Genomic DNA, 17,730 nt, shown 5'->3' with positions numbered 1-17,730 from the left:
GATGTCGGTCCCGCAGGTGTGTCAATGCACCAAGCTCGTTTGCGCGTCGACGTAGCGTGCGAGCCGCTCCACCCCCGCTTCGATCTCGCTTTCTTCGGTATTGCTGAACGCGAGCCGCACCTCGCGCCGATGCGTCTCGTCCAGCGTGAAAAACGTCATCGGCATCACGATCACGCCGTGATCTCGCGCGCATGCGGCGGTCTGCTCCCTGGCGAACTCGAACGGCAGCGAGAGACTCAGAAAAAAGCCGCCGGCCGGCCGATTCCACGAAACCTCCCCATTGCGTGCGCCAAACGCGAGATGAAGCGCGCTCAACAGCGCATCGCGATTTCGGCGGTAATGCAGCCTGGGCCGCTCGACCATCGCGCGGAGCGAACCCTGTTGTTCGAGCAATACGCCGCCTACGATCGCTTGCGTGACCTGGCTCGTGTTGACGGTCACGAAGCTTTTGCGCTCGCTCAATTCGGCCAACAGCCGGTCGGCCTCGCTCGCGCTGCCGAACAATCGCTTCGGAACGACCGCGGCGCCCACGCGCACGGCGGGACACAGCGTCTTCGAGTAGGTGGCGAGATAGACAACGCAGCCGGCGTCGTCGAGGGCCGCCATCGCGGGTGTCGTCGCGCCCTCGAAGCGAAACATCCCATACGGGTTGTCTTCGAGCACGACGATACGATGTTCGACGCATCCGGCGATAATCGAGCGCCGCTGCTCCTCGTTCAATACCGTGCCCGTCGGATTGTCGAACTCGGGTGTCAAGTACAAGCCGCGAGGCGTTTTGCCGGCGTGCCGCAGTTCCGCCGCGACGCGCGCGAGCGTACGGGCCCAGTCCTCGCCTGCAAGCGGCTCGACCGGCATGATCTCGATGCCGGCAAAATCGGCGACGCCGGTCGCCCCGATATAGGTCGGATTGCGCGCCAGGACGACGTCGCCCGGCGCGCGGCATAGCGCCGGTATCAGCAGCGAGAGCGCCTCTTGGCACCCGGCCGTGACGACAACCCGCTCCGGCTCGCATGCGATATGCTCGTCGATGCGCAATTGCTCGGCGACCAACGCTTCAATGATCCCGGCCGTGGGCCCATATTGCGCAAGTCGCTTCTCGGCAAGCGAAACACTCGATCCATTTTTTCTTGCCATGTGATCGAGAAATACCGGAACGGCGCCTAACCAGCGTTCCAAAGAGAAGAACGATTCGGCGGGCCGCCCCGAGGCGAACGAAATCGCCGTCGGATATCGATTTGCCGCCTCGTTTAAGAAATTCATGACGGACAACCGCGAAGACCGCGCTATTGGGTCATTGAACATCTCATTCCTCGTTTTATTTCCGTTGCGATCGACGCATGCAACGCGAATGGCCATTTTTCGCCCAAGCCGGGAGCCGGGCGTGCCGATACCGTCCGCGAACCTCGCGGCGCGGTATGCAAAGCAATCAATAGGAATTGGATCGTTCGAGTTGCTCGAACAATGACTGAATATTGCTGTCGACGAACCCTTCCTCGCCATGACGCTTGATCAATTCGAAGCTCATGCCGGTATTCGGGTCTCGTGCCGTAAAGGCCTGTGTGAGGCCCGGGCCGTGAATGACTGACGTATCGAAGCACATGCCCCGGGCGGTCAGGGCTTTCACCGCGTGGGCGACATCGTCCACTTCGAGGGCGATATGCGCCACCCCGGGACCATGCGCCTGAACGAGTCGAGAGACCTGCGATTCGGGCTCGGTGCCTTGGCACAGCACGAATTTGGTGTTCCCGCTTTCGAGCTCGGCCGCGACCATGCCCGTGCGTGCGCCCTTGACGCTGCGGCGTCTGATCAGCGTGAAACCGAGGACGTTGGTGAACAATCGCACCGCGGATTCCAGGTCGCGCACCGCGAGCGCGATGTGGTCGATGGCACGATAATCGAGCCCCGTTAATTCGGACTCCTTAACATTCACTTCACATGAACCTATCTGCCCATATTCAGCCATCCGTCGCTCTCCTCGATCAGGATGATAGGCGCCCCGCGAAAATCGTATATCGAGCGGCGCCGGAACGACCGCGTTTTTCGAATGTATTCCAATGAATGGAATATTTCGACCGTTTAAGCCTTGTAGGCGAACGGCGCGGCTTTAGGCTATTGCGTGATAACGATTGGCGAAACTTCGAACGGCTGATGTTTCACGAGCCGCCGCTTACGCACCACGCATTGCCCAGGACGGACGCATAGTACAACGAAAATTATCAAGGTGTGGGATTTATACGATGTTTTACACATTGTCTCGCGCAAGGTATCTTTTTCGTCATTGTTCTTGCGCGGGAAAAAGTTGCATATCGCATGCGCCGCATGCAAATGACTTTCGTCTTTTCTTTAATTGCGTCGAGGCTTTATCTTGGATGGGCGCATTCGCGCCCCGCGATCGACTATGCCGCTATCGGCGCGCGTCGCCGCGCCGCCGACCCGGCGACGCCGCGGCACGCGCGCCCGGATCAACCCGCGCGGTCGAACAAGAACCCTTTGAAGTCGTTCTGCGCAAGCTCGGACCATGCTTGCCGATATCCGCTCAGGCCGCCGAAATAGAAGAGCGTTTGCCGCTTCCCGCCGGGAACATTGGCCCCGAAGATCCACGAATCGACCTTCGGCAATAGCGTATAGGCCGCATAGGTATCGCATAGTTGCGTCCATTCGCGCTCGGCCTCGGGCGTGACGCGAATCGCACTCGCCTCGGTCGCGCGAGCCTTGCGAATCAACGCCCCGATCCAGTCGAGTTGCGCCTCCACGCCGGGAGGAATATTGCAGAACACGCTCTTCGGTCCCGGCACCATGAAGAAATTCGGGAAGTTCGACGTCGCGATGCCCATGAAGCTCGTTGCCTCGTCCTTCCAATGCTGCTTCAACTCGACACCGTTCAGCCCCTCGATCTCGACGTCCTTGAAACTGCCGACGATCGTATCGAAGCCCGTCGCGAAGGCCAGCACATCGAGTTCATACTCCTTGCCGTCGGCCGTACGCACGCCGTTCTCGGTGAACGCGACGATTTCGTTGTTCTTCACCGAGACGAGCGAAACGTTCGGCTGGTTGTAGACCTCATAGTAGTTGTTGATCGAAATCGGGCGCTTGGCGTACAACTGATCGGGGATTAGCTTTTGCGCGGTCTCCGGGTCCTTTACGATCTCGCGAATCTTTCTTTCGATGAAGCGCGTGGCCTCTTTGTTCGCCTCCTCGCTGCTGGCGATGTCGGAAAACGTGCCGAACATAAAGCGAAAGCCCGTTCCGATCTTCCAGTTTTCCTCGAAGACTTTTTCGCGTTCCTCGGGGGAAACGCTGAAGGTCGGCACGATGCTCTCGGCAAAACCGCACGCTACGCGCGTTCCTCGGATGCCGTCCCAGATCTGTTCGAAATTCTCGCGGTACTCGGCGATCTCGGCTTCGCCCACCAAATCCTCGCCCGCCGGCACGCAATATTGCGCGTTGCGCTGAAATACGGTCACATGAGCTGCCGTCTTCGCCGCGGCGCTGATCAACTGCACGCCGGTCGAGCCCGTGCCGATCACGCCGATACGCTTGCCCTCGAGCGTCAACCCGTCGGGCCAATTGCCCGTGTGCACCACCGTCCCGCGGAAATTCTCGCGGCCTGGGATCTTCGGAAAATTCAGTTTCGATAGAACGCCGATCGCCGTCACGAGGTACGTGCAGGCGAAGCACTCCCCTTCCGAGGTCGTCACGATCCATTCGTTCGCGGCCTCGTCGTACCGGGCCGACTCGACGAACGTATCGAGCGTGATATAGCGATCGAGCTCATAGCGCGCCACGATCGAGCGCAAATAGGCGAGAACCTCGGGCTGGTTCGCGAAACGGCTGCGCCAATTCCAGCCGTCGTAGATTTCCTTGTCGAACGAGTACCGGTATACGCGGGTCTCCGTATCGGTGCGTGCGCCCGGATACCGGTTCCAATACCACGTTCCGCCCACGCTGCCGCCTTTCTCGAAACAGCGGACGTTCAGTCCCAGTTCGCGATGCAGCTTGTACAACGCGTAAATGCCAGCGAAGCCCGCGCCGATGACGATCGCATCGTAGCGCTGCTGAACCGTGCTCATGATCATTGTCCCTCGGTGGATGAATGATGCGTTTTTTGGTTTTCGACATTTTGCTTGTAACGGCTAACCATGCCCTCGACGACGACGGCCTTTTCGCCGTCGTTCGAATTGCTTAGCGCCAACGTGCGTTCGGTCCGGTCCCTCAACCGGTTTTCGAGCACGATCTTGCTCGTGACGGGTCTTCGCGCGCTTTCGTACTGCGTGAAGGCCGTTTCGACATCCTTTCGGCTCGTGAGCTCGAACGCGAGCGCCGAGGCGTCGAGAATCGCCTGCGAAGCGCCGTTGGCCCCGACGGGATACATCAGATGGGCCGCGTCGCCGAGCAGCGTGACCTTGCCGCGCCCCCATCGCTCGAGCGGGTCGCGATCGACCATCGGATACTGCAAAATCGTGCCGCTGCCGCTGAGCAGCGCATCGATGTCCAGCCAATCGAAGCCCCAGTGCGAAAAAAACGGAAGGATGTCGTCGAGCTTGCCGGTCTCGCTCCAATCGGGGCGATCGAGGATCGAACGCGTATCGGCCGAGACCATGCAAACCCAATTGACGAGCGCCCTGCCGCGGCGCTCGTGATCGCTCGAAATCGGATAAGCGATGAGACGGGTCGAGTAGACGTCGTTGGCCACGATCATCGTGCGCCCGTCGAGGAAGCGCTCGCATTCGGTCACGCCTCGCCACATCGTGATCGGGGTACGCTTGACGGCGTTGCCGTCGCCTTGAAGCTGAGCTCGCACGGCGGAGTGAATGCCGTCCGCGCCGATCAACCCTTTGGCGCGGAAGCAAACCTCGTTTCCCGTCTCTTGGTCGATCGCGACTGCCGCCACGCGATCGCCGTCCTCGTGAAACGAAACGAGGCGGGTGCCTGTGCGCACGGCGCGCCGGCCCAGACGCGCCTTTACGGCGCGCAGAAGAAACATTTCGAGGGCGCCGCGATGAATCGAAATTTGCGGATAGGGACTGCCGCCCGGCAAACCGCGCGCTTCGCTCCACAGCAGCTTGCCTTTCTCGTCCAAATGCGCCACGCGCTCGGTCTTGATGCCCGAGCGCTCCATCGAACGGTTCAATCCGAGTGCATAGAGTTCCGCGACGGCCGCGGGTTGAATATTGATGCCCACCCCTAGGGGGCGAATGCGCTTCGCTGCTTCGATGATCAGCAGATCATGAACGCCGTGGGCGTGCAGCGCCAACGCCGCCGTGAGCCCGCCGATGCCTGCTCCTGCGATCAAATAATCGGTGTCTATGGTGACTGTCATGATCTGGCGCCGATAGTCGCGAATCGTATAAGGGCGGCCCCCGCCCAAATCTTCAACCGAGCCCGAGGCCGCCGCGTCGCTGCAAAATCGGTTAGGCGTGCACGGAGACGACCGAGTACAGATTCGGCGCCGCCTTCGCGAGCGCGGCCGTGCGCTTGACGTACTCTTGCGCGGCCGGGTCTTCGCGGACGGCCTTCACGTTGTCGGGGTTTTCCCACTGCGCGATGTTGATCACGCTCGTGCCGTCCTTGCTCGCCAAGATGCTCGCCGAGATGAAGCCGTCCTTGTGGCGGATGACCTTTTCGACGCCTTCGTTGAGGACATCGATCACCTTGGCTTGATTTTCGGGCGACACTTCGATGATGTTGACGAACGTGACGCCTTTTCCTGCGCTGATGACCGCTTCGTTCTTCGACATGAATGGCTCCAATAGAGAAAAACGTGCCGCTTCCGGCGAGCGATACCGGTCCGGCGCCGGATGACAGGCGCCCCGATACGCGACCCCCAAAAAAGGCACAACGGGCTGAAAGAAGGGATAAGAGAATCGCGAGCCGCGGCGCGGTGCGGCATCACGCCGCCGATGCCTCGGCCCGGCAACACTCTTGTTGCCACGATAGCTTTCGAGGGCGCCCGCCGCTTCCGTACTTTCTACCCAACCGAAATGGGATTTGCGATGCGTCAATCGAACCCATTGCGTCCAAACCTGTCTATATCCACATCCAATTACAGTAGGTTTCGACTTACGCGGCGTGAATAATCAAAACGGATCGAGGATAATGTGCTGTTCGCGTAATCGGTCGCCTGCGACGTCTTGTTCGAACCATTCGGGAGAAACGCATCATGAGCGATTTGATCAGCCCCGCCTTCTCTAGCTTGATCGATCAGATACCCGGCGTTTGCGCCTGCAAAGACGCAGGATCGATATTTCTTTACGGCAACGCGGCGTTCAAGAAGTCGATGGGATTGGACGAGGACGTTCCGATGCTGGGGTTGCGGCATCATGATTTGCCGGCCGCCTTCGGCTCCTACGACGATAGTTATCTCGCGCAGGATCGTATCGTCATCGAGCGCGGCGCCACGGTTAAAAGCATCAATATCTATCACGCGGGCGGCATCGGAGTGAAAGCCTATCTCGTCGTGAAAAAGCCGTTCGTCGATTGCGAGACGAACGCGCGCGGCGTGCTCATGCACGGTACCGATATCACCGATATCAACAGCAACATGCTCAAACTCGTGCGCGACGAGCATGCGGCCCCTCGTGGGCTGCCCAAATCGATGCCCGGCGGCAGCTTCGTCATCAACCGCGAGAAGCGCAATATCGACCTCACGCCGCGCGAAACGGAGATTCTCTTTTTCCTGCTGCGCGGGGGCGTGGCACGCCGGATCGCCGATCTGCTCTCGATCTCCGTCAGGACCGTCGAACATCATATCGACGCCTTGAAAGACAAGTTCACCGTGACGTCAAAGTCCGAACTCATCGAAAAAGCCATCGAAAAGGGCTACTTCTATATCACGCCCGCGACGCTGTTCGGCGTCGAGTGAACCGGTCCGGCGCTCCGGCGCCCGGCCGCTTACCAGCCGCCTCCTAACGCCTTGAACAGATCCACGCGCGCGGCATTGAGCGATACCGCCGAATCGGCCAAGGCGGCTTGCGCGGCCACGCGATCGCGGCTCGCATCGAGCAACTCCAACTGCGAGATATTGCCCGCTCGATAGCGGTCGTTCGCAAGATCATAGGCGCGGCGCGTACGGGCGTCGGCTTGCTCGAGCGACGCGTAGCGCCGCTGTTGCGCGCCGAGGCTCGTCAACGCCTGTTCGACCTCGCGCAAGGCCGTCAATACCGCGCCGTCGAAACCGGCGAGCGACGCTTGCGTCTGCGCTCTCGCCTGCTTGACGCGTGCTCGCGCCACGCCGATGTTCGGGAAGCTCCAACTCAATGCGGGGCCGACGCCGAACGTCCAAGCGGGCGTTTCGACGCTGCCGCCCGACGTGCCGCCGCGCAGATAACCCACCGCGCCGTTCAACGAAAACCGCGGATAGAGATCGGCCGCTGCCACGCCGATGCGCGCGGTATCGGCCGCGAGTTTGCGTTCGGCCTCGCGTACGTCGGGACGGCGCCGCAATAGCGCCGCGCCGTCTTCGACTGGGATCGGTCCGGCAAGCTTCGGCGGGTGCGTGCATGCGGCAGCGGCGGCAGGCACCTCGGCCGGTGCCGCACCGACGAGCGCTGCCAACGCGAATAATGCGTTTTGGCGCTGCGCCTCGAGCGGAGGCAAGCTGGCCTCCGTGCTGGCCAGCGAGGCACCCGCACGCTCCGCGTCGAACGCGGAGGCCGCGCCGGCGTCGACTTGCCGCTGCGTCAGCGTCAGCGTTTCACGCGCGATGTCGATCGACGCGTGCGCGGCGGCAACCGATTCGGCAAGCGAACAAGCCGCGACGTAGTTGCGCGTCGTTTCGGCCGCCACCATGGCGCGCACCGAATCGCGCGCCGCTTCCGCTGCCTGAACGTTCGCGCGCTCGGCCTCCACGCTGCGTCTAACACGGCCCAACAGATCGATTTCCCACGAGACCGCAAACGCGCCCGCCGAGGTCCACTGCTTTTCCGGCAAGGGCAACGCCTGGCCCGACGACGACGCGTTGTTGCCATAGGACTTCGATGCCGACACCTGCGTGGAGGGCAAGCGGGCCGTATCGACTTCCGAGAGTACGCCACGCTCGCGCTCGAGGTTCGCAACGGCCGCGCGCAGATCGGTATTGGCCGCGAACGCGCGCTCGACCAGCGCATCGAGGTCGCGGTCGTCGTAAAGGCGCCACCAATCATGGGGCAGCGGCGCGCCCGTGGCGATGTCGTTCCCGCTCAGGAACGCCCCGACGGTATTGGCCGGCGCCGTCGGCGCGACATAATCGGGGCCGACCGCGCACGCGCTGACGAGCGTGGCCGCGAGCAACGCGGACGACAATGCGATACGCGCGTTACGCATGGCTCGACACCTCGCGCTCGAGTTCGCGAGCGCGCGTCGATCGCGCGTGCTCGCGATGGTCTTTCGCGATCAAGCTGTAAATGGTCGGCAAGACGAACAGCGTAAACAGCGTGCCGACCAACATGCCCGCGACAACGACGATACCGATCGCGAACCGGCTGGCGGCCCCAGCTCCGCCCGCGAACAAAAGCGGGATCAATCCGGTCACCATCGCGGCCGTCGTCATCAACACGGGACGCATCCGGATCACGGCCGCCCTTAGAATGGCCTGGGCCGGCCCGACCGCCTCGCGCATTTGGATATCGTTTGCGAACGAGACCATTAGGATGCCGTGCTTCGATATCAACCCGATCAACGTCACGAGCCCGATCTGCGTATAGATGTTCAATGTCCCATAGCCGAGCCATAACGGCACGAGCGCGCCGCAAACCGCGAGCGGCACCGTGACGAGGATGACGAGCGGGTCGCGCAGGCTTTCGAATTGAGCGGCCAACACCAGGAAAATGACGACGAGTGCGAAGCAGAACGAGACGGTCAGCCGATTGCCTTCGGTGACGAACTGGCGGCTATCGGAAAGCCAATCGATCTTCGCGCCGGCCGGCAGCGCCTGCCGCTCGAGGAAATCGACGGCTTGGCCCATCGTCACGCCCGGCAGCAACACGCCCGACAGCGTGACCGCATTCATTTGATTGAACTGCGGCAAGCGGTTCGCCGCCGGCGCGACGTGCACGTCGACGACCGTGGAGAGCGGCACGAGCTTGCCCGATTGGGCGCGCACGTAATACCCGGTCAAATCGCCGGGCGCGCGGCGATCCTGCTGCGGTACCTGCGCGATGACGTCATAGGAACGGTCGAACCAATTGAAGCGATTGATATAGTTCTCGCCCACGAGTGTGGCGAGCGTCGATGCGATATCCGACATCGCAATCCCCATCTCTCCGGCTTTCGTCGCATTGATCGTCATGCGCGCTTGGGGGCTGTCGAATGCCACGTCGCTATCGACGAACGCGAACAAACCGCTGCCCCACGCCGCGCCTTTGATGCCTTCCATCGCGCCATAGAGCGTCGCGAAATCGGTTGGCGCGCGTACGACCATTTGTACCGGAAGACCACCGCTGCCCGCCGGCAACGCGGGCGGCTGGAACGCCGTGACGAACGCGCCCGTGATGCCCGCGCTGCTCTGGTTCAACGCCGCTTGCACTTGAGCGGCCGACTGCGCCCGCGCGGACCACGGTTTCAGCACGATCCCCCCGAAGCCGTTGTTCTGCCCGTCGCTGCCGTTGTAGAGAAAACTACTGTGGTAGTCGAAAAATTTTCGAAAGACGGTTTCGACGCGCGACGCGACTTGCTCGGTGTAGTGCACGTTGGCGTATTGCGGCGCTTTCGTCTGGACGAACACATAGCCTTGATCTTCGGTGGGCGCGAGCTCGCGCTGTACGCCGAAGAACATGAAGACGATTCCGGCGAGTACGGCTGCGCAGACGAGCAACACGGCGGCACGCGCGTGAAGCGTGCGCGCTAACAAGTTTCCGTAGCGGCGCGTCAGTCCCTGCACGATCTGCTCGACGCGCTTGGCCAAGTACCCTTCGCTTAGCTTGGAGCTCAGCAAGAAACTGCTCATCATCGGCGAGAGCGTCAGCGCGATGACACCCGACACGATCACGGCGCAGGCGAGCGTAAATGCGAATTCCTTGAAGAGCGCCCCCGTCAAACCGCCCATGAGCCCGATCGGCGCGTAGACGGCCGCCAACGTGATCGTCATGCCGATCACGGGCCAAATGATCTCGCGCGCGCCCAATAATGCGGCTCGGGCCGGCGATAGACCGTCTTCGATATGCCGGTGAATGTTCTCGACGACGACGATCGCATCGTCCACGACGAGACCGATCGCCAGCACCATCGCCAGCAACGTCAATAGGTTCAACGAAAAACCGCAGACGAGCATCAGCGCGGCCGTGCCGACGAGCGACAGCGGAATCGTGACGATCGGAATCACCACGGCGCGCAGGGTGCCGAGAAACAGGAAAATGACGAGCACGACGATGACGATCGCCTCGATCAAGGTATGGATGACCTCTTCGATCGAGGCATTGACGAAGCTAGCCGTATCGAATGCATTGACGATTTTCAGTCCCGGCGGAGCGGCCCGCTGCAGATCGGGCAACAGCTTATCGACGCCGGCGACGATCGTCAGCGGATTGCCGTCGGGCGTCGGAGAGATCGCGAGCGCCACCGAGGGTGCGCCCTTGTATAAGAAGCTGCTGTCGTAGTTCTCGCCGCCGATCTCGATGGTGGCCACATCGGACAGGCGCACGACGCTGTTCGCCGTGTGCTTGATCACCATCTCCCGAAAACCCGCGACGCTACGCATGTCGGTCGCGGCCGTAATCGGCACGACGGTGCCGGCGCCTTTCAGGGCGCCCGGGGCCGCCTGCACGTTGTTGGCGCGCAGCGCATCGGCGAGATCCCCCGCGGTCATGCCATGTGCGGCGAGCTTGACCGGATCGACCCAAAGGCGCATCGCGATCGTTTGCCCGCCGACGATATCGGCCGATGCCACGCCCGGGACCGACGTAATCAACGGCTGCGCGACGCGCGTAATGAAATCGGTGATTTGGGGAATCTTGTCTTTGTCGCCGACGAAGGCCAGATATTGCACGGCCGAAACGCCGTCCGTGACCTTGCCGATCACGGGATCGTACGCATCGCGCGGCAGTTTGTACTTGACCTGTTGGATCTTCGCGAGGACTTCCGTCATCGCGCGGTCGGCATTGGCGTTCAATACGAGCTTCGCCTTGATTTCGCTGCGCCCCTGCGTCGAGGTGGACGTCAGGTACTCGATGCCGTTCGCCGACGCGATGGCCTGCGCGATCGGCGTCGTGACGAACCCTTGCATGACTTCCTGGCTCGCGCCGGGGTACAGCGTCGTGACCGTGATCGTCGCGCTTTCCATCTTCGGATACTCGCGCGTCGGCAGCGACGCGAGCGCGGCAATGCCCGTCAGCAAAATGAGCAGGCTCAGCGTGACCGATAAAATCGGGCGCCGGATGAACAAATCTGTGAATCTCATCGCTCATCCCCCCGTCGATTGGGCGCTCGTCGATTGGGCGCTCATACCAGCCGACGCTCGATCGACGACACGGACCGCGGCCCCAGGCCGCACGCGCAGTTGTCCCTCGGTGATGACGACGTCGCCCGTCTTCAAGCCGTCCGTGACGACGATTTCGTCGCCGATCCGGCGCCCCGTCGTAATAGGAACGATATCGGCTTTACCGGTCCTATCGGCCGAGAGCGCGCGGACTACGGCCGCGGCACTGCCCGAGGCGGACGTCATGACGGCCGTTGCCGGTACGAGCAATGCATCGGGCTCGGGCGGCAGCGCGACCGCGACGCTCACGTACATGCCCGGCCTCAAGATGCCCGTTTGGTTGGTCAACGTGGCCTGCACGGTGGCATTGCGCGTTTCGTTGCTGACCTGCGGTTCGATGGCATCGATCGTCGCCTGCTGGGGCGATCCGTCGAGCGCATCGGCTTTGACCGTCACGCGTTGCCCGACGCGCAGGCGTTCGAGTTGGCGTTGCGGGACGTCGAAGTTGACATAGAGCGTGCTCAAATCCGTCAGGGTGACGATGGGGTCGCCCGCGTTGAGGTACTGCCCTAAATCGACCTTGCGCAATCCGAGTTCGCCGGCGAACGGCGCATGCACGCGCATCTTGCGGATTCGCGTTTCGATTTGCCGGACTTGCGCGGTGGCCTGATCGCGCTCCGCGCGCCGTTGTTGCAGCAACTCTTTCGACGTGGCGCCCACGGCCGACAATTCATTGGCCCGTTGCCATTGCTGCTCCGCGAAAACCGCGCTCGCTTTCGCCGCGGCCAGATTGGCTTGCTCCGTCGAGTCGTCGAGCTGGATCAACGCGGCCCCCGCGTTCGCGCGTTGGCCCGATTCGAATCCGATCTCGCGGATGCGTCCGGGAATTTCATTGGCCACGTCGACCTGCCGTATCGCCCGCAACTCGCCCACGGCGTCGATGCTCACGGGCGCCGGCGCCGCCTTGAGCGTCATCGCTGCGACGTCGATAGGCCCACCCGACGGCCAACCCTGCGAAGCCGCCCGGCTCGTGCGCCAAAACCAGAGCGCGGCGGCCACGACGAGCAGGACCAACGCCGTTCCCGCCACGGCTTTCCAAGGCGTGCCTCGTACGGCGGGCGTCGCCGTCCCTTTCGGCGAATGTTCGTTCATCACAGACTCCCGGCATTGAATCGAACCCGACTTTCAGTCGATATTGTGCAATTATTCGACTAACAGTCGGTTTCGTCAACGTGGCGGTTCGGCGCTCTGTCCGGGCGGGTGGCCACGATGTAAACTATGCGGCGTGCGTAAGCGGCATCTTGGCCGTCGCACCGGAATCTCAACCCTTATCGATGCGAGAAACCCTTTTGACGTCCACGACGAAAGAAATAGCGGGCGCTCACACGGCCACGCAACGGCGATCCCAGCCGCGCGGGCTGCGCAGCGCCAAGAAGCTTCTGGACGCGGCCGCGTCGTTGTTCGTCGAGAAAGGCGTCGAGGAGACGACCGTCGACGAGATCGTGCTACTGGCGGGTACCGCGAAGGGCACCTTCTATCACCATTACGAATCGAAAGCGGCGCTGCTCGTCGCGTTGCGCGAGAGCGTCATCGAAACGTTTCAGGCGCATATCGATGCGGCGATGGCGGCTTGCCCGCCCGACGACTTGCCGCGCCGGTTGGAGACTTGGGTGAAGGCCGCGGCCGAGGGCTATGTGAACATGGGCCCCTTGCACGACGTGGTGTTCGGCCCCGAGTCGCCGCGCTGGACGGCGTCCGACCGCGCGTTCATGCGCGACTTGACGGCGTTGATCCGGCGCGGACACACGCAGGGCGTATGGATATCGCCGAATGCGCACATGAGCGCGACGTTTCTCTTTCGCGGGGTACTGGGCGTGATCGACGATTTGATCCTAGCCGGAAAGCCCCCGCTTTCGGCGCTGCGGCCTTGCGTCGCGCTCGCGCATCAGATGGTCGGACTCAAGCGAGCCGCGGTCTAACCGCGCTCACTTCGGCGGCACGGCGACAGGCGGCGCGGGCCGCTGCGGCGTCGCCGATTTACCCCAGTTGGAGCCGAAGCGGTTGCGTTCGGTCGATAGATTGAAGGTGCCTAGGCGATTCGACGGCGACTTCGCTAGCCCCTCGGCGGCCGTTTGCGACGCACCGGCGGAAGGGGCGGGATTGGGTTTGAGTTGGTCGGACAGGCAGTCGTAAGACAGCGCGCGTTCGCCTTGTACTTGTGCGTCGACGCAAACCGATTTTTTCGGCGCGGCCGCGGAAGTCGCCGAGGGCGCTACAGCGGTCGAAGCATGCGTTTGCGCACGCGGCGCGGTAGCCGGCATCTGCATCGACACGGCGACCAGCACGGCGCCGATCGCGATCATCCTCTTGTTCGACACATCCGCACCCGACGTATTCGATTCGTGTTGTCTCGATGCCATTGCCCACTCCTTATGCCGGTCGTTCAGGCGTCTCGCGACTGCTTGAGAAAACGCTCGAAGGCATTACGTTCGACCGGCGTGATAGGTGCGGTCGATCCGGCTTCGAGATTCGCCCACATACCCGGGATGTCGTGCAGCATCGTCCATCGCATCACTTGTCCGCCGGTCGGAAACGGCGTCGATTCCGGCTCGCTGTATTCCACTCGAAAAAAGCCCGGGACATCGGGACGAGGTGCCCAGAGATCGCCGATATCGCGCACGCTCGCATCGAACCAGAAGCGCAACCAGCGCACGCTCTTGCCGAACCCATCAGGGGTATCAGGCGGATCGAGGGGATCGGATGCCGTGCTCGATCGCATGAAGCCCGAGAGCGCGAGCAACAACGGTGCAATCGTTTCCTCGCGAAGTTTCGAATACGACCATACGCCGAGCACGTCCGCATACGAAAGCGCCGTCGTCATGCGCGCCATGCTGAAGGTCGGGCACAGATGCTTGAGCAGCGCATAGTGGCGTTCCCATTCTTGTACGAAACGCCGCCGGTTCGCCGTCGCCACCCGCGCATTGCGCTGCACGCGCGCCGCGAGATCGGCCGGTTGATACTGATCCGTCGTCAATACGCATTGCGCCGCCTGGCGGATGTGGGCATGCCGCGCATGCCCCGGCGTCTCGGGCACCAGTACCAAGGGGCCGAAACACAGCGGGCAATGCCCGGGGAAACGCCCTTCGTAGGCGATACAACCGCTGCGGTCGACGTCTTGTACGCGCTGCGCGCGCGGCCTCGTCATTGCGGCCTCGCGAATCGATCGATCATTGCAGGGTCGCGGCAGACGACGCATCGTTCGGCGCCGATGGCGCGCCGCCCGCGTGATCCGCTCCCGCGTCCGGCGACGCTGCTTGTGCGGCCATCGCGGGACGATTGCGAAGATGAAGCAGAAATTCTTGGATTAGGCGATCCCATAGCTCGATCGTCGAACGCAGATGCCGCGCGCTGACGCCGCCTGCCACGACGACGTCCATTTCGAGCGCGAGAAACGCGCCATGGCTGGCCAACCGCGCGAAGCGCTTGGTCCGATTCCAGCTAGCGACGAGTTCGACCGGCAATTCCCCCTGCACTTGCATGACGCAACTGAGCGTGTAGTCCAGATACCGGACGGCATTCGGTTGCGTGCCGCCGGCCGCCTGCTGCTCCAGCAAGCCCGTTGCGACGTTGCCGAAGCGCACGGTGAAGCCGATACCTTGGCTCGCGCTCATCAACTGCACGATGCCGTTCTGTTCGGCCGCCGTCACGCGGTAGCCCGCGCCGCGAAACAGATCGGCGAGTTCTTCGATGCCTATCGCTTCGATCCAACCGTCTTGGTTCGATACGCTGGCATTCGTCGCTTGCTCGTTCATGGGTCAATCCTTAAAGGTAGCAATTTAAGAAATTTGATGGCGGATAAACACGCCTACGCGCGGCGATCGATTAGGGCTGCGCGCCGGACGCGGCATCCGCGGCGACAGCACCGGACGCGCTTTGTGCCGGCTGCGCCGACGGGTCGAATTTCCCCGCGTACAACCGATCGCCGTAACGCTGACCGATCTGATCGTACTTCACGCGCGCCTTTTGCGCGAAGGGCTCGCGCGAACTGAAGATCGCGCCCCAACCCACGTGTTCATAGGCATCGAGGATCTCATGCCCGATCCGATACAAGTCCGCGTTCTTTGCCTCGCATGCCTGCAACTGCGCGTCTCGCTGGGTCGCAGCGCTCGCCAACTGCGCACGCTGCGTCTCCGCCGCTTTGGCCGACGACTGAAGCGCCTCGTATGCCGCCTTGTACTTTACGAGTTGCTGCGCATCCTGAGCGTGCCCGGCCTTTTCTTGCGCGAGCGCCCGGTCGGCCGCCGCGAGCGCACCGGAGCTTCCTTGGGCCGCCGCCAATTGCGCTTGCAGCGCCTTTACTTGCGCGAGCGCACTGTCCCTTTGCTGCTCGGCGGCGGTTTTGTCGGCCTGAAGCTGCGTTTGATTATCCTGAAGCTGACGCAGTTGCATGATAGTCAAGCGCAGTTGTCCGCGCAGTTTGTCTTCCATGCTCTGCGCGTGCGCGCCGGCCGTGGTCAGCAGCAGCGCGGCGGCAACCTGCGCCGCGATAGCGATCTGGCGAACCGATTTCATTTTTAGAATCTCGCGTTGAGCTCGAGTTGCAGAACGTCGATCGATTCGGGCGGGCCGTAGATCTCGCGCGCGCTCAGATAGCGCGCGGAGAGCCACGTATCGCGCGCCACGGCATAGGCCGCGCTCAGAATATAGCCGCGCGCGTTCGTCCCGCCCAGATGGAAGTCCGGGTCGTTAAGCGCATCGAGCGTCGCGTCGGGTTGCAAGTACTTGTAGCCCAGCGAGAAATTCCATTGCCCCTTCGAATTCGGCTCGGGCTCGCCCAACGTCACTTTCGCGAAGTACCCGTTCGGGCCGCTGCGGTAATCCGAGCGCTGCGCGTTGATCGAAGTCGAATCGTAATTGTTCACGGGCAGCGACGCCGCGCCGAACGCCTTGTCCTCGTTATAGGCGAGATTGCGAACGTATTCGCCGTCCAGCCGCAGCTTCAGGCGATTGGCCACCACCGTATCCCACTGCCCCTTCACATCGAGCAAGCGGTAGTTATAAGCCAGCCCGAACAATTGCGGTTCGGGCGTCGCGCCCGGTGCGAGATTCGGGTTCTGCACGATGTTGCGCAAGGCAAGCAGCGTGTTTCCGCCTTGCATGAACGTCGGCGCTTCGTTGTCGGTGCTGCAACTCGTCACGCCGGCATATAGCGCGCAGGGCGAGGACAACGTGCCGCGCAAGTTCTGGAAGTCGTAATAAGCGATCGCGCCCTTGACCGTATTGTGCGGATCGATCTTCCATTGCGCGCCGAATTGCGCGCCGAGCATCCATTTCGTATCGCCGCCTACCTTCTGGACGCTGTTCGAGGGGAAGTTGTCGGACGTGTATTGAATCGGGAACAAGCCGAGCGTGCCGAATAACGTCACGTCACGATTAGCCGGCAACGCATGCTGGAAACGGGCCGCCAAACCATCCATCTCCAGGTCGCTCGAGAACAGCAGATCCGACGAAAAGAACGGATTGTCGAAACGGCCCGCGAGAACGTTCAGCCACGGCGTGGGCTGGTAGGAGAAGAATGCCTTATTGAGCCAAATGTTCTTCTTCGAGAACCCGCCGCCGGCTGTCGCGGTGGTCGAGACGGGTCCGTTGTCGTTACCCGAGGCAAGCCCGATGCCGGCTTTCAATTGCTCCGACAGTTGAGCCGTGACGCCGAGACGCGCGCGGAAACGTTCCAGGTTGTTGCGGTTGCCCGTGGTATTGAGCGTGGGCACCTGCGCGCTGTTCGTGGCCGAGTTGACGTCGAATCCGCCGCCCTGATTGATCGCCGCGAAGTTCGTCACGTTGTTCGCGTTGCGGCCGCTAAAGAAGCGATACTCGTCGCGCACGCGCAAATCGCCGTCGATCGTAATGCGCGACACCCAGTCCGGGAAGGTGTTGGGCTGCGCCCAGTTCTCGGCTTTCGCTTGCGCCATGACCTCCTGCTTGACCTGATCCTTGATCTGGTCGCGTACGACCTGGGGCACGTAGGGCACGGCCACGTCGCCGGGCTGCGTGGGTCCGTTTACGACCGCGGCCGTGCGGGGCGCGCGGGCCGCGGCCGCCTTCGCTTGCGATGCTTCCGCCTGCGCCTCGTGGATCAGATCGTTCGCGTTGGCCTGCGTAATCACGCCGCGCTTGACGAGCAGATTGATCAGGTTGATCACCGTGCTTTCCGTCGGCGCGGCATTGCCCGTAGCCGCTTGCGTCTCGAGCGATTGGGCGTGAACCGAGCCTGCGCAAATCAACCCGAGCGTAAGCAGCGTCGCGCTCATCCGCGACAGCGGCGGTGCGAACATGCGAGC

At 62.3% G+C, this 17,730-nt stretch carries 15 protein-coding genes; 2 read left to right on the top strand and 13 right to left on the bottom strand.

Going from position 1 to position 17,730, the window contains the following annotated elements; genetic code table 11:
• Positions 1-21: 21 nt before the first annotated feature.
• The 5 genes from DXT59_RS24265 to DXT59_RS24245 form a co-directional block, all read right to left on the bottom strand.
• Positions 22-1,260 carry an aminotransferase-like domain-containing protein gene (locus DXT59_RS24265; RefSeq protein ID WP_240324653.1) on the bottom strand — a complete coding sequence of 413 codons (1,239 nt, stop codon included), beginning with the start codon at positions 1,258-1,260 and terminating at the stop codon, positions 22-24.
• Between the two features lie 166 nt (positions 1,261-1,426).
• Positions 1,427-1,930, bottom strand: a complete 504-nt coding sequence (locus DXT59_RS24260; protein WP_240324652.1) for a VOC family protein — start codon at positions 1,928-1,930, stop codon at positions 1,427-1,429.
• A gap of 532 nt (positions 1,931-2,462) precedes the next feature.
• Positions 2,463-4,070, bottom strand: coding sequence for a flavin-containing monooxygenase (locus tag DXT59_RS24255; RefSeq protein WP_116140107.1), 1,608 nt, complete (start codon positions 4,068-4,070; stop codon positions 2,463-2,465).
• Positions 4,071-4,072: 2 nt separating this feature from the next.
• Positions 4,073-5,320: an FAD-dependent monooxygenase gene (locus DXT59_RS24250; RefSeq protein ID WP_116140105.1), complete on the bottom strand. Its 1,248-nt coding sequence runs from the start codon at positions 5,318-5,320 to the stop codon at positions 4,073-4,075.
• A 91-nt stretch (positions 5,321-5,411) separates the two neighbouring features.
• The gene (locus DXT59_RS24245) at positions 5,412-5,738 is read right to left on the bottom strand and encodes an antibiotic biosynthesis monooxygenase (RefSeq protein ID WP_102644691.1); all 327 of its coding nucleotides are present in this window, start codon (positions 5,736-5,738) and stop codon (positions 5,412-5,414) included.
• A gap of 422 nt (positions 5,739-6,160) precedes the next feature.
• Here DXT59_RS24245 and DXT59_RS24240 point away from each other — a divergent pair, with 422 nt between their 5' ends.
• Positions 6,161-6,862, top strand: coding sequence for a LuxR C-terminal-related transcriptional regulator (locus tag DXT59_RS24240; RefSeq protein ID WP_116139997.1), 702 nt, complete (start codon positions 6,161-6,163; stop codon positions 6,860-6,862).
• A 29-nt stretch (positions 6,863-6,891) separates the two neighbouring features.
• Here the strand turns inward: DXT59_RS24240 and DXT59_RS24235 are convergent, their stop codons facing one another.
• Genes DXT59_RS24235 through DXT59_RS24225 form a run of 3 tightly spaced genes read right to left on the bottom strand, consistent with a single transcriptional unit; the run spans position 6,892 to position 12,541 of the window.
• Complete coding sequence (locus tag DXT59_RS24235; RefSeq protein WP_116139995.1) at positions 6,892-8,301, bottom strand: efflux transporter outer membrane subunit; 1,410 nt, start codon at positions 8,299-8,301, stop codon at positions 6,892-6,894.
• A complete protein-coding gene (locus tag DXT59_RS24230) occupies positions 8,294-11,371 on the bottom strand; it encodes an efflux RND transporter permease subunit (protein WP_116139993.1) in 3,078 nt (1,025 codons plus the stop codon). The genes DXT59_RS24235 and DXT59_RS24230 overlap by 8 nt, the downstream gene beginning before the upstream one ends.
• A 3-nt stretch (positions 11,372-11,374) precedes the next feature.
• Entirely contained in the window at positions 11,375-12,541 is a 1,167-nt protein-coding gene (locus DXT59_RS24225) for an efflux RND transporter periplasmic adaptor subunit (RefSeq protein ID WP_116139991.1), read from the bottom strand.
• 197 nt (positions 12,542-12,738) lie between these two features.
• Here DXT59_RS24225 and DXT59_RS24220 point away from each other — a divergent pair, with 197 nt between their 5' ends.
• Positions 12,739-13,368 carry a TetR/AcrR family transcriptional regulator gene (locus tag DXT59_RS24220; RefSeq protein WP_162878230.1) on the top strand — a complete coding sequence of 210 codons (630 nt, stop codon included), beginning with the start codon at positions 12,739-12,741 and terminating at the stop codon, positions 13,366-13,368.
• A gap of 6 nt (positions 13,369-13,374) precedes the next feature.
• Here the strand turns inward: DXT59_RS24220 and DXT59_RS24215 are convergent, their stop codons facing one another.
• From DXT59_RS24215 to DXT59_RS24195, 5 genes are all read right to left on the bottom strand, one after another.
• On the bottom strand, positions 13,375-13,809 hold the full coding sequence (locus tag DXT59_RS24215) for a hypothetical protein (RefSeq protein WP_116139987.1): 435 nt from the start codon (positions 13,807-13,809) through the stop codon (positions 13,375-13,377).
• A 23-nt stretch (positions 13,810-13,832) separates the two neighbouring features.
• Positions 13,833-14,594 (bottom strand): hypothetical protein, encoded by a 762-nt coding sequence (locus tag DXT59_RS24210; protein ID WP_116139985.1) that lies wholly within the window; start codon positions 14,592-14,594, stop codon positions 13,833-13,835.
• A gap of 22 nt (positions 14,595-14,616) precedes the next feature.
• The gene (locus DXT59_RS24205; protein ID WP_116139983.1) at positions 14,617-15,201 is read right to left on the bottom strand and encodes a YbjN domain-containing protein; all 585 of its coding nucleotides are present in this window, start codon (positions 15,199-15,201) and stop codon (positions 14,617-14,619) included.
• 70 nt (positions 15,202-15,271) lie between these two features.
• Positions 15,272-15,961, bottom strand: coding sequence for a hypothetical protein (locus DXT59_RS24200; protein WP_116139981.1), 690 nt, complete (start codon positions 15,959-15,961; stop codon positions 15,272-15,274).
• 2 nt (positions 15,962-15,963) lie between these two features.
• Positions 15,964-17,724, bottom strand: coding sequence for a putative porin (locus DXT59_RS24195; protein WP_240324651.1), 1,761 nt, complete (start codon positions 17,722-17,724; stop codon positions 15,964-15,966).
• Positions 17,725-17,730: the final 6 nt, after the last annotated feature.

Source organism: Trinickia diaoshuihuensis (genome assembly GCF_003390925.1).
GTDB lineage: Bacteria > Pseudomonadota > Gammaproteobacteria > Burkholderiales > Burkholderiaceae > Trinickia > Trinickia diaoshuihuensis.
Note: the sequence above shows the minus strand (reverse complement) of the source record. Positions and strands in the feature narration are given on the sequence as shown.

What these genes read in the sequence shown, in the direction of transcription:
- DXT59_RS24265 (WP_240324653.1), bottom strand. Translation starts at nt 1,260, where the DNA reads ATGAATTTCTTAAACGAGGCGGCAAATCGATATCCGACGGCGATTTCG.
- DXT59_RS24255 (WP_116140107.1), bottom strand. Translation starts at nt 4,070, where the DNA reads ATGAGCACGGTTCAGCAGCGCTACGATGCGATCGTCATCGGCGCGGGC.
- DXT59_RS24250 (WP_116140105.1), bottom strand. Translation starts at nt 5,320, where the DNA reads ATGACAGTCACCATAGACACCGATTATTTGATCGCAGGAGCAGGCATC.
- DXT59_RS24245 (WP_102644691.1), bottom strand. Translation starts at nt 5,738, where the DNA reads ATGTCGAAGAACGAAGCGGTCATCAGCGCAGGAAAAGGCGTCACGTTC.
- DXT59_RS24240 (WP_116139997.1), top strand. Translation starts at nt 6,161, where the DNA reads ATGAGCGATTTGATCAGCCCCGCCTTCTCTAGCTTGATCGATCAGATA.
- DXT59_RS24235 (WP_116139995.1), bottom strand. Translation starts at nt 8,301, where the DNA reads ATGCGTAACGCGCGTATCGCATTGTCGTCCGCGTTGCTCGCGGCCACG.
- DXT59_RS24230 (WP_116139993.1), bottom strand. Translation starts at nt 11,371, where the DNA reads ATGAGATTCACAGATTTGTTCATCCGGCGCCCGATTTTATCGGTCACG.
- DXT59_RS24225 (WP_116139991.1), bottom strand. Translation starts at nt 12,541, where the DNA reads ATGAACGAACATTCGCCGAAAGGGACGGCGACGCCCGCCGTACGAGGC.
- DXT59_RS24215 (WP_116139987.1), bottom strand. Translation starts at nt 13,809, where the DNA reads ATGGCATCGAGACAACACGAATCGAATACGTCGGGTGCGGATGTGTCG.
- DXT59_RS24210 (WP_116139985.1), bottom strand. Translation starts at nt 14,594, where the DNA reads ATGACGAGGCCGCGCGCGCAGCGCGTACAAGACGTCGACCGCAGCGGT.
- DXT59_RS24205 (WP_116139983.1), bottom strand. Translation starts at nt 15,201, where the DNA reads ATGAACGAGCAAGCGACGAATGCCAGCGTATCGAACCAAGACGGTTGG.
- DXT59_RS24200 (WP_116139981.1), bottom strand. Translation starts at nt 15,961, where the DNA reads ATGAAATCGGTTCGCCAGATCGCTATCGCGGCGCAGGTTGCCGCCGCG.
- DXT59_RS24195 (WP_240324651.1), bottom strand. Translation starts at nt 17,724, where the DNA reads ATGTTCGCACCGCCGCTGTCGCGGATGAGCGCGACGCTGCTTACGCTC.